10 protein-coding genes are annotated in these 11,477 nt (G+C 62.8%); 3 read left to right on the plus strand and 7 right to left on the minus strand.

The features are described 5' to 3' along the window. Positions 1 to 19: 19 nt before the first annotated feature. Genes holB through V3388_RS05870 form a run of 3 tightly spaced genes read right to left on the minus strand, consistent with a single transcriptional unit; the run spans position 20 to position 4,175 of the window. Positions 20 to 1,084 carry a DNA polymerase III subunit delta' gene (gene holB / locus V3388_RS05860; RefSeq protein WP_336366606.1) on the minus strand — a complete coding sequence of 355 codons (1,065 nt, stop codon included), beginning with the start codon at positions 1,082 to 1,084 and terminating at the stop codon, positions 20 to 22. Between the two features lie 8 nt (positions 1,085 to 1,092). Beyond that, complete coding sequence (locus V3388_RS05865; protein WP_336366607.1) at positions 1,093 to 3,135, minus strand: transglutaminase TgpA family protein; 2,043 nt, start codon at positions 3,133 to 3,135, stop codon at positions 1,093 to 1,095. Then, on the minus strand, positions 3,132 to 4,175 hold the full coding sequence (locus tag V3388_RS05870; protein WP_336366608.1) for a DUF58 domain-containing protein: 1,044 nt from the start codon (positions 4,173 to 4,175) through the stop codon (positions 3,132 to 3,134). The genes V3388_RS05865 and V3388_RS05870 overlap by 4 nt, the downstream gene beginning before the upstream one ends. A 156-nt stretch (positions 4,176 to 4,331) precedes the next feature. Between V3388_RS05870 and V3388_RS05875 the strand changes: the two genes are divergently transcribed. Next, positions 4,332 to 4,952: a hypothetical protein gene (locus V3388_RS05875; RefSeq protein WP_336366609.1), complete on the plus strand. Its 621-nt coding sequence runs from the start codon at positions 4,332 to 4,334 to the stop codon at positions 4,950 to 4,952. A 154-nt stretch (positions 4,953 to 5,106) separates the two neighbouring features. Here V3388_RS05875 and V3388_RS05880 read toward each other — a convergent pair whose 3' ends face one another. Both V3388_RS05880 and V3388_RS05885 read right to left on the minus strand, forming a co-directional pair. Next, positions 5,107 to 5,997, minus strand: coding sequence for a DUF6160 family protein (locus V3388_RS05880; RefSeq protein ID WP_336366610.1), 891 nt, complete (start codon positions 5,995 to 5,997; stop codon positions 5,107 to 5,109). 160 nt (positions 5,998 to 6,157) lie between these two features. Next, complete coding sequence (locus tag V3388_RS05885; protein ID WP_336366611.1) at positions 6,158 to 6,763, minus strand: hypothetical protein; 606 nt, start codon at positions 6,761 to 6,763, stop codon at positions 6,158 to 6,160. Positions 6,764 to 7,145: 382 nt separating this feature from the next. Here V3388_RS05885 and V3388_RS05890 point away from each other — a divergent pair, with 382 nt between their 5' ends. Beyond that, positions 7,146 to 8,519 (plus strand): anthranilate synthase component I family protein, encoded by a 1,374-nt coding sequence (locus tag V3388_RS05890; RefSeq protein WP_442915628.1) that lies wholly within the window; start codon positions 7,146 to 7,148, stop codon positions 8,517 to 8,519. A 172-nt stretch (positions 8,520 to 8,691) separates the two neighbouring features. Here V3388_RS05890 and thrH read toward each other — a convergent pair whose 3' ends face one another. After that, a complete protein-coding gene (gene thrH / locus V3388_RS05895; protein WP_336366613.1) occupies positions 8,692 to 9,306 on the minus strand; it encodes a bifunctional phosphoserine phosphatase/homoserine phosphotransferase ThrH in 615 nt (204 codons plus the stop codon). A gap of 197 nt (positions 9,307 to 9,503) precedes the next feature. On the opposite strand from thrH, the gene V3388_RS05900 reads away from it, so the two are divergent. Then, entirely contained in the window at positions 9,504 to 10,226 is a 723-nt protein-coding gene (locus V3388_RS05900; protein ID WP_336366614.1) for a phosphoadenylyl-sulfate reductase, read from the plus strand. Between the two features lie 85 nt (positions 10,227 to 10,311). Here the strand turns inward: V3388_RS05900 and cysB are convergent, their stop codons facing one another. Next, a complete protein-coding gene (cysB, locus tag V3388_RS05905; protein WP_336366615.1) occupies positions 10,312 to 11,289 on the minus strand; it encodes an HTH-type transcriptional regulator CysB in 978 nt (325 codons plus the stop codon). Positions 11,290 to 11,477 lie beyond the last annotated feature (188 nt).

The following is an 11,477-nucleotide window of genomic DNA, read 5'->3' on the forward strand; positions in this document are numbered from 1 at the left end:
GAAAACGTGCAACCCGCCGCTAGCCGGCGCGCCGACCCGGCATCAGGGCCTGCCAGGCAAACAGCAGCCGGCTGGCTTCCAGCTCCGGGCTGGCGTTGTACACGCCCGCCGCCCGGGACTCACGCACCGCGTCCAGCAGGCGCTGGGCCACCCACGGTGGGTGTCGGCCGGCCAGAAAACGCAGCATATCGGCGGCGTCCGGGTCCCGCGACTCCCCGCCGGCGCTGAGCCGGGCCAGATCGGCGGCCCACTGCTCAAACAGGGTCAGTGTTGCCTCCAACCCCAGGGCCTTGAACGCCCGGGCAGCTTCCGTGACCGGCACCTGACCTTTCATGAATTGGCGAAACGCCTCAAAAGCCGTTTCCCGCAACCCGATAAAATCGCCGGTGAGGTACTCCAGCGCCAGCCGTGGCGCGCCGCCCGAGAGCAGAAGCGCGCGCCGGATGGCGTCACTGCCAGCGGAGGCTTCACCATCAGAAGAGACTTCACCATCAGAAGAGACTTCACCGCCAGAAGCGCCGTCACCGCTGTCGGCAGACCTGCCCTGCCGCTCAATCCACGCTTGCGCCTCGCTCATGGCGGGTAATGGCAGCGCCACCACCTGGCAACGGGAGCGTATGGTGGGCAGCAGCGGGCGGCCGGATTCCTGCACCAGTAGCAGCGTGGTGTCGGCCTGGGGCTCTTCCAGGGTTTTGAGCAGGGCGTTGGCAGCATTGATGTTCAACTGGTCCGCCCGGTCAATGATGGCCACCTTGTGGTGAGCCACCTGGGGCGAGGCCACGGCAAACGCGGACAGTTCCCGTACCTGGCTGACCTTGACCATGCGGGACTTTTCGGGGGCATAAACCCGCACATCCGGGTGGCTTCCGGCGGCGGTCAGCTCACACTGTTTGCACTGGCCGCAGGCCACCGGGAGGCCCAGCGAGCCGGATACCGGACGGCCACACAGCCGCAGCCTGGCCAAGGCATCGGCAAACGCCCGCTTGCCCACGCCCCGCTCGCCGGCGATGACCAAGGCGTGGGGCAGCCGGTCATCCGCCAGCCGCTGCTGGATGCGTTGCCAGGCCTGGCCCAGCCAGGGCATGTCGATAGCTAGATCGTCGGCGGTGTTGATGTTGAGCCTCCTGGCACAGGGTTCACCGGCTGTCGCAGCTGGCGCCGCATGGCACGGAGCAGCCGGCGCAACTGCCGGTATTGCAGACGGGCATCGCCCGTGGAGCGGCCATAATAATGGTTGTTCACGATACGGGCAAAACGGCGGGCATCGTCCGCGACCGCCGGGCGGGCACGACCGAGACGTTCTGCCAGGGCCAGCGGGGTTTCGCCATGCCGGACCGGCAACCCGCGTTGCTCGCAGAGCCGATGCCAGCCACCCACCAGTCTCGCCATCTCGCCCCGCCCACCGTTGCGGCGCATTCGCCAGGCCGAAACGACGCCGGCCAGCAACAGCCCCGCACCGATCACGCCGGCGCTCAGGTAACCCAGCTCCCGGAGCCCGAAGTTACCCGGCAGCCGGGACATCAGGTCCATCTGGCTCTGGCCCTGATACCCCACCACCCAGCGCTGCCATTGATAGTTGAGCCGATCCAGCTGCAGGCTGGCCCAGTTTACCAGGGGCAGATTCCGGTACTTTTCCGCCGAGAAGGTTTCGTCCTCGAGGAACGATCCCTCGTCCGCCACCGCGTCTCGCAGCCCGGACTCCACGCGGGCAGGCGCAATGGCGGCGGTGGGATCAATGCGCACCCAGCCCCGGCCGTTCAGCCAGGCTTCTACCCAGGCGTGGGCATCGTACTGGCGCACAATCAGATAGTCGCCTCCGGCACCCGGCTCCCCGCCCTGGTAGCCCACCACGATGCGGGCCGGAATACCCGCCGCCCGCAGCAAAAAAGCGGTCGCGCCCGCGTAATGGGCGCAGAAGCCCCGACGCACATCGAACAGCAGGGCGTCAACACCATCGTCCGGCATCGCCGGCGGCCTCAAGGTGTAGTAATAGGGCTCGGTCCGGAAACGGCGCATCAACGCCAGAATCAGCGCCTCGTCGCTCATGGACGACGACCACCTGGACGCCAGCGCCCGGGCCCGGGGATTGCCGCTGCCCGGTAACTGGAGGTACTGACGCCACTCTGCCCGGGACAGCGGCGGGATATCGCCCGCGTTCGTTTCCCGCCGCAAGCGATAGCGGACCTGACTGTCGGCGGGGCGCTGGAAGCGGAACAAGCCATCACCGGTGCTGCGCACGTTGTCGGAGGCCGCCACCGAGTCATCCAGGGCGAAGGCCCAGCGCTGGTCGGTGGGCTCCAGCAGTACATCGTATTCCCTGGGTTTCAGTTCGCCGGCGCCGCCGTCCATGGCCACCCGACCGGGCGCCTGCCAGGATCGTTCGCCACTCTGGCGCCAGGTGTCGCCATCCAACCGGTCCAGGATCAGGCCGCGCCAGTAGCGTTCCGGATACGGCGGCATATCAGCACCGAATGTGACCCGGAAGGCCCGCTCACTGCTCTGGGCCAGATTGGAAATATCGCCCGGCGTCATGGTGTCAGTCATGCCGGTGCGGGCCTGGCCGGATACCAGGGGCACGCTCCACAGCGGCGCCATGCGGGGGAAAAACACGAACAGCAGCACGACCACTGGCAAGGTGCGAATCATCAAGCCACCCAGACGGCGCCAGCCAGATCCGAACCCTTTGGGCAGGTCCGGCGCCTGCAGCGACTGAACGCTCACCAGCAGTAGCAACAGCCCGGCAAAATTCAATAACGCCCAGAGGATTTCCTGATGGAACAGGAAGTTCACCGCTGCCAGATAGCACAGGATAAAGAACAGCACGTAAAAATCCCTGCCTGTGCGGGTTTCCAGCCATTTCAGGGCCACCGCCAGTACAAAAAACGAGGCGGCGGTATCCACGGTAAACTGCCCCCGCACCTGGGCGATGTAGAGCCCGATCAGCACCGCCATCAGCCCCAGCCGGGGCCAGCGTCCGGGCAAGGCCAGCCGGCCAGCCTGGGCCAACCAGCGCCAGCCGGCGAGAACGCCACAGGCGGCCAAAAGCCAGACGGGCAGCCGATCCCACTGTGGCAAAAGCAGCACGCCAAAACCGAGGGTCAGCCACAGCAGCGCGCGGGAGGGCAACCCGCTCATGGCGAGACCTCCGCAGCGCCAGTGGCCGTTTCCTCGCTGCCGTTTTTTTCTCTTCGCCGGCGGCTGCCCAGGGCGCGGGGCTCCGGATCCCGGGGCGGCTGGCGGTTCCAGGTGGCCAGCGCCCGCAGGCACCGCTGCCGGTGCGCGGCGCCCTGATCCGGTTCCAGCACCTGGCCCGGCAGTCGCAGGCCCCAGGGGACGCCTCGCTGGGCCCGCTCCAGAACCAGGGCCGCCAGGTAGCTGAGCCGTCGTTCCGCGTCCACCCCTGGCCAGGCCGAGAAATCAAGCCAGTTTGGGCTACCGGACTCTCCCTGCCAGTCCGCCACCATAAGGTCGCCGGTGCGGGCGAATCGTTTCCACTGAACCCGCTGGCTCAGGTCTCCCTCCCGCCAGGGTCGCAGATCGGCATGATCCTGACCGGGGGCGGCTTCCGCCTGCTGGTCCTGCTCGCCGGGCTCCGCCTGACCCGGTCTATCGCTGGTCACCATAGGCGCCGGGAACGCCAGCGCTGACGACGCGGGACGAAGCCAGGACCAGGCTTTCAGCAGACCAAAGGGAAATCGGGTTTCGACACGAATCCGCTCAGGGCGAACGTACCCCCGCTGCCCGGCGGGGAATGCCAGAGTCACCTCCCGGGATTCGCCCGCGGGCACATGGAGGATGTGCGGCTCGCCGCTGCAGAACAAACGAATGGCCGCAGCGCTGTGCCGCCCTGCGGTTAGCCGGAAGCGCCATGGAATGTCCTCGCCGGCAAAGCCCTCGCCGGCTTGCACCAGAGCCAGCGTCAGGCCGGACAGATTGTTGTGGGTCTGGTGCATGGCCCCCACGAACAGCGCTCCCAGCAGGAACGTCATCAGGTAGATCAGGCTGTTCTGGTAGTTTATGCCGGTGACCAGCATGATCAGCAGCAAGACGCCAAACACCCAGCCCGCTCCGGTGGGCAGGATAAAAATGGTTCGCTGGGAAAAGGTGCGCTCGTCCGCCCTTGGCAGGCGTCGATGAATCCAGGTGCGCCATCGGCGCGAGAGATAGTGTTGCATCGGAGCTTCCGGAGTCCGGTTCAGGATCACCCCGCGGAGGGTGTTCTTACCATACCGTTTTTTCAAAGAGATTGATCACATTCCAGCCCGACATTGGTTGAAAATGTCACCTGTCCGCCAAATACTGAAGGATGAATACCACCATGAGGTTTCGCCATGAACGGCCCACGAAAACTGACTCTGGCCATCGCGGCCTGCTCCGTCAGCCTGCCCGCTTTTTCGGGCGTCCAGTCTATGACCCAGGACGAAATGGTTGATACCTACGTAAAGGATTCAGCCGTCATCGTGGTACCCAAGGAACGGCAGAAATCCACGGCGGATCGTAAGCGTATTCTTCGTGCCCTGACCATTTCGCCGGGCGAACCCGTCGTGAGCGAGTCTGAAGAGGAAGCCTATCGCCAGGCACTTCAGCAGACGGTGGAAGACGGCCGACAGGACGCCCTGGAGAACGCCCAGGATGAGTTCCTGCGCCGTGCCCTGCTGTTGCCCACCGAGCAAATCGCCCGGGCCCAGCCGCCGGCGAACTTCACGCCCCGGATTCCGCCGTTGATTTTTGGCCAGCAGGCACAGATCCCGGACCAGCCGTTCAGCCAGACCTTCCTGAATGACCAGCTGGGCGTGGCGTTTGACGGCCAGAACCTGAACTTTTCCATCGGCAACCCGCCGGGCATTGACCAGATTCAACTGCCCCGAGGCATTAACGAAGGGCCCATTAGCCTGACGCCGCGCCCGGGCGGTGGGTTTGATCTGTCCATCGCGGTACCCAAGCAGCAGTGATGCCCATTCGAGTTTAACCCATCACAAAAAAGCCGCCGGAGCCTGGGCTTCGGCGGCTTTTTTTGTGCCCGGTTCCCAGCATTGGTCATCGGGGAACAGAACGAAAAACGCCCCGCAGAGCGGGGCGCTAACCAGTCAGGTTATCCAGGTCAGATTAGTGACCGTAGATAGCCAGCTTGGTGTCGGTGATGGCCAGGTTGTCCATGGCGATGGAACCGATGGACGCGCCACCGATTTCGATGGAGCCGATGGACATATCCATGACCACGTTGTTTACGTCAACACGCAGTACGTCGGTCGCGGTAGACGCGCCCAGGCCGTTGCCTTTGTAGACGTCCAGGTTGACGTTGGCGAACTGGGTCAGCACGCCCAGCTGCTGCTGGCCAGCAGCAGTAGTGGTGTCGATACCGAATTCAGTGGTAGCGCCGCCAGCCAGGGTCTGGCCGTCGCCGTCGTAGTCAAAGTTTGCGCCAGCACCGGTGATTTTCATGTCACGGATGCCAACACCCAGGAACTCAACGTCGAAGTCCATGTCTTGCACGTCGAAAGCCGCCTGGATGTTCAGGTGGTCAGTCGCGGTGTCTACACGGAAGTCCAGACGCGCCAGGTTACCCCAGCCGCTCATGTTGGAGATCAGGGTAGTGCTGTCGGAACCGGTGTTGCCGGCCAGCAGCTCCATGGAACCTACGTTCATACCCCAGTCGATCGGGTTGCCGTCGAGGGTGCCAACGTGGATGGTGGCGTCGCCGTCGTCCTGAACGTCGATGTCAATTTTCAGCTGGTCCAGCAGGTCGTTGTAACCAGCGGCTGCGCCACCGGTGGTTACGCCAGCACCGCCGAGGACGATGTCGTTGACTGCGAAAGAGCCTTCATCGGTGTACTTGAACTGACCGATGCTGACTTTGGTTTCCAGCTCGATGGTGACACCGGCCTGACCGGTAACGTCGCCCATGGCGGTGTCATTCATTGCCTTCAGCTCGGCGTGAGCGGCGAAGGGAGCGGCGGCTACGGCAGTAGCCAGAGCAAGTTTCTTCAGGCCTTTCATTTTTATCTCCTTATAAACTCATCTTTTTGTTATCTGAGTTTTGATTGGTTATGGCAGTCTTCGTGACCCCACGAGCTCATTTAAGATTGTTTTACACTCGGGAACCGTGACTGCATTCACACTTCCTTACCGGCCATTAACAGACTGAAACAAATCGCGACTACTTCGCATTTTTGGCGTTCTGGGCCGCCGCGTCTTCCTTGCTGTCATAGAACAGCTGGAACGGTTTGTCCTCGGTCACCGGTTCGCCGTAAAGCACCTTGCCGCCCTTGACTTCAAACGGAATCACCTTGTTGGCGGAAATGCCCAGCCGATGCTCGTACTCCACCACCAAGGCCCGCTCGTCGGACCCTTCTTTTACTTTCCCCGTGTACAGAATGGCACCGGCGGAAATCTCACGCTGGCGGGCAATGGACTTCAACGCCGCGCGATACATCAGCAGGCGAACGGTAGCCGGGGCCTCACCGGCCTGGTCGTCAATGTTGATGCGTTTGATGGTCTTGCCGTCCTTCATCAGCATCCAGGCTGCTGGAAGGTCCGGCTGATCATCCAGCAGCTCGGGCTCGTATTGGTCTATAGCGTGCTCCGTCAGGTAGATCATCTGCTGCTGACCCACCACGGCCCATTTCGAGAGCTCCTTTTTCACCGCCTGTTCTACCACTTCCTTGGACGGTGCCTTCGCGGCCTCCTCAGCAACAACGGTTCCGGCGGTCAAGGCAAGGGCCAGGCCCAGGGCTGACATCAGGGATGAACGACAGGTACGCATGATGGGTCTTCCTTATAGGTATGATCGGACTGCACGGCCCCGGCGAGAGCTGGGGTACAATACGGTCGTTCATTAGACCAACCCGCCAGAGCGTCCGACAACGGGCGTTTTGTGCCCCAGGTATCATTCTGCCAATTTTCCCGGAGGTTCCTTGGCCAGCCCCCTGCTCCGCGAGCTGACCGCTGCTGATTACGAGACGCTGCTGGCCTGGGCCAGCGCCCAGCCGGATTTTGTGCACATCGGCGGCTTTGGCGCGGGCGCCGGTGGCGGCACGCTCACGGGTTTCTCTGCCCTGGCGGAGGCGACGGAACAGGTGGATGCCCCGGCGATCGGGAGCAATGCACGTGCCGAGCGGCCAGACATCGAGGGGCTCGCGCTGCGAATGGACGAGCGGCTTGCCCGTTATGGGCTAAACACTCGGGCGCCGGCTGACCGCGAGTACCTGATCGGTGGCTGGATTGGACTGATCAGCTACGAATTCGGCTACGCCCGCGAGCCCCGCCTCTGGCCCCTCTGCCCCGGCCTGCCCGTGCCCCTGCTCAGCGCGGGGCTGTATCTGTGGGCCGCGAGCCGGCATTCAGCGACGGGCAGGTTCTGGCTGTGGGTGCATCCGGCCTGTGGGGCACCTGTCCGGCAGCAATTGGCCGGGCTGGTGGGCGCTGGACTGAACGAGGGGTCAGATGAGTTTCATCTGACCCCGGAGGCGGCCCAAGGCTTCGGGGATGACGCAAGGCTGGGGTCAGATGAAAGCGTTCATCTGACCCCGGAGGGGGCCCGAGGCTTCAGGGATGGCGCAAAGCTGGGGTCAGATGAAAGCATTCATCTGACCCCGGAGGGAGCCCGGGGCTTTGGGGATGGCGCTGGGTTGGGGTCAGATGAACGCCTTCATCTGACCCCGGGTGTATGGCAGATGCTCCGGCCATTTCGCCCCTGCCAATCCCGGGAAGAGGTCGAAGCGGGCGTCCAGGCCATCCGCCGCTACATTGCGGCCGGCGACTGCTATCAAACGAATTTGTCCCAGGCGTTTACGGGCGTTTTCAGCGGCTCCCCCTGGTCCGCTTTCCGGGCCCTGTCGGAAAGCCACGCCACGCCTTACAGCGCGTTTCTCCGGGTCCCCGGCGGTGAGGTGTTGTCGCTGTCTCCGGAGCGATTCCTCCGGGTTCAGAACGGCGTCGCCGAGACCAGCCCGATCAAGGGCACCCGCCCCCGAGGCGGCTCGCCGGAACAGGACCGGGCGATGGCCGAAGCGCTTCAGAACTCGGAGAAAGACCGGGCCGAGAACCTGATGATCGTGGATCTGTTGCGCAACGACCTCGGCCGCCGGGCGGCGCCGGGCTCGGTATCGGTGGACCGGCTGTTCGCCCTGGAATCCTTCCCGAACGTCCACCACCTGGTCAGCCATATCCGCGCCACCCTGGCGGACGGCGTTTCGCCCCTGCAATTACTGTTCGATGCCTTCCCCGGCGGCTCCATTACTGGCGCCCCGAAAATCCGCGCCATGGAAATCATCCGCGAGCTCGAACCCCACTGGCGCGGGCCCTACTGCGGCTCGGTGTTCCATTACGGGCTGGACGGCAGCCTCGACAGCAGCATTGCTATCCGGACGCTGCTGTGTGAAACCGAAGGATCAGAAAACACCGTTCACTGCTGGGGTGGTGGCGGTATCGTCGCGGATTCCGTGCCTGGTGAGGAGTATGAGGAAATGCTGACGAAGGTGGGCGGTTTGATGCGGTTTCTTGACAGGTTTGAGGGGTAAAACGGGGCGTTAAACAGGGGTCAGATGAAACTCATCTGACCCCGGGGCTGGGCAGGGATCTAGATAATGGGGTCAGATGAAACTCATCTGACCCCGAGGGGCTGGGCGGAGTCGAAGAGAGGGGTCAGATGAGTTTCATCTGACCCCAGGTTTCCCGGTTTCAGCCCCAGGCTCAGGCGCTGTGCACCAGGCTCGCGCTGAGGAAAGCCTGTTTCAGGTCGTCAAACGTGTGCACGGCCGGAAATTGGGGGAATTCATCAATGACGTTCTTTGGCGCGTGGAACAGGATGCCCTGCTCGGCCTGGCTCAGCATGGTGGTGTCGTTGTAGGAGTCGCCGGCGGCGATCACGCGGTAGTTGAGCAGCTGGAAGGCCCTCACGGACTGGCGCTTGGGATCCCGTTGGCGCAGCAGGTAGTTGGTGATCTGGCCGTTTTCAGCCACTTCGAGCTTATGGCACAGCAGCGTCGGGTGGCCAAGCTTCTTCATCAGCGGCATGGCGAATTCGTAGAAGGTGTCGGACAGAATCACCACCTGGAATCGCTCCCGCAGCCAGTCCAGGAATTCCCGGGCGCCGGGCAGTGGGTCCAGCTCGCCGATGACCTCCTGGATCTGCGGCAACCCGTAACCGTGCTCGTCCAGCAGGCGCAGGCGCTGCTTCATCAGCACGTCGTAGTCTGGAATGTCCCGGGTGGTGGCCTTGAGGGCATCGATGCCGGTTTTCTCCGCAAAGGCGATCCAGATTTCCGGAATCAGAACTCCTTCAAGGTCAAGACATGCCAGTTCCACGTTCGTCTCCTGATGCTAGGGGTGAATGCGCCGCTGTTCGGCAAAAACAGCCCGTATGATAAGGAAAACCCCGGGGGATTGCATCGGGCTTTTCCCACCAACTCGGCGCAAGGGTAATAAATATATAGACTGTAATTCCTTCAGGGTATGAGCGCGAAGTGATAGCCTGCCCGAAAATGATGAGAGACGGAGCCGTCATGACCGATATCGATGCCCTGCGCGCCGAACTGGAAGGCCAGAGCCCAAGGGCCATCCTGAAAGCCGCCCTGCAGCACTACGACAACCTGGCCATCTCCTTCAGCGGTGCCGAAGACGTGGCGCTGATCGAAATGGCCCACAAGCTGACGAGCAACCTGCGGGTATTCACCCTGGATACGGGTCGCCTGCATCCGGAAACCTACGAGTTTATCGACAAGGTCCGCGAGCACTATCGCATCGACATCGACATCCTGTTTCCGGACGCCGCCGAGGTGCAGGCCCTGGTGAGTAAGAAGGGCCTGTTCAGCTTCTATCAGGACGGCCACTCCGAGTGCTGCGGCATCCGGAAAGTTGCTCCTCTCAAGCGCAAGCTCTCGACACTGGACGCCTGGGTGACCGGCCAGCGCAAGGACCAGAGCCCGGGCACCCGCAACGACGTGCCGGTGGTTCAGGTGGACACCACCTTCGACGGCGCCGGCGAACGGCTGATCAAGTTCAACCCGCTCGCCAACTGGACGTCCAAGGAAGTGTGGGATTACCTGAGAATGGCCGAAGCGCCCTACAACCGCCTGCACGAGCAGGGATTCGTCAGCATCGGCTGCCAGCCCTGCACCCGCCCGGTACTGCCCGGCCAGCACGAGCGCGAGGGGCGCTGGTGGTGGGAGGAAGCCACCCATAAGGAGTGTGGGCTGCACGCCGGTAATCTGATTGCCAGGGGCTGACTGTCGAGGAAACAGGGGTCAGATGGAGGAAACAGGGGTCAGATGAGTCTCATCTGACCCCGGGTATTCGGGTTCCCGCGAGCCTTCAATAGGTCGGCAGCGTCACGTCCTTGAACAGTGCTTCTATTTCCGCCCTGTTCCCCTGGTGCGCCACGGCGGCGTCCACCTTCTCCCGGGTCAGGTGCGGGGCAAATCGCTGGATAAAGTCGTACATGTATCCCCGCAGGAAGGTTCCTTTCCGGAAACCGATGCGGGTGACGCTGGGTCGGAACAGGTTGTGGGCATCCAGGGCCACCAGATCGGTGTCGGTTTTCGGATCAAACGCCATGGAGGCGATGATGCCCACGCCAAGGCCCAGGCGCACATACGTCTTGATCACATCCGCGTCCGCCGCCGTGAACACCACCTTCGGTGACAGGCCCTGGGACTGGAAGGCCTCGTCCAGGCGGGAACGGCCGGTAAAGCCGAATACGTAGGTCACCAACGGGTACTCCGCCAGCTCCGCCAGGCTCAGGTCCGGTTTGTTGGCCAGGGGATGATCCTTGGGCACGATGATGCTGCGGTTCCAACGGTAGCAGGGCATCATGATCAGGTCGTTGAACAGGTCCATGGCCTCGGTGGCGATGGCAAAATCGACGGCGCCGGTCGCGGCCATTTCAGAAATCTGCATCGGCGTGCCCTGGTGCATGTGCAGGGACACGTCCGGATAGGCCTCGATAAACCCGCGAATAATGGGCGGCAGCGCGTATCGGGCCTGGGTGTGAGTGGTGGCAATGCTCAGTTCGCCCTTGCGCTGGTTGCTGAACTCCTGGGCGATCTTCTTGATACCGTCCACGCGCCGCAGGATCTCACCGGCCTCGCGGATGATGATCTCGCCGCCCGGGGTGACCCGGGTCAGGTGTTTTCCGGAGCGGGCAAACACCTCAAGGCCGAGCTCGTCCTCCAACAACCGTATCTGTTTGGAAATACCCGGCTGGGAGGTAAACAGGCTCTGGGCGGTCGCCGAGACATTGAGGTCGTGGTGGGCCACTTCCCAGATATAGCGCAACTGTTGTAGTTTCATCGAGGGCCGGACTCCCGCATAAAAACTTTATTTTTCATTCTTTTTCACTATATACAGTATCTTCCAGAAAGTTTAGACCAAAATGGCATTTTCGCCTGCTGCGCTCATAACCCTTGCCATAACCCGTGCCGCCCGCGCGCTTGACTTGTACACTGCACCATCGACAATGCCCTGACCGTCTGACGATG

The organism is Marinobacter sp. C2H3 (assembly GCF_037080155.1).
Classification (GTDB): Bacteria; Pseudomonadota; Gammaproteobacteria; order Pseudomonadales; family Oleiphilaceae; genus Marinobacter.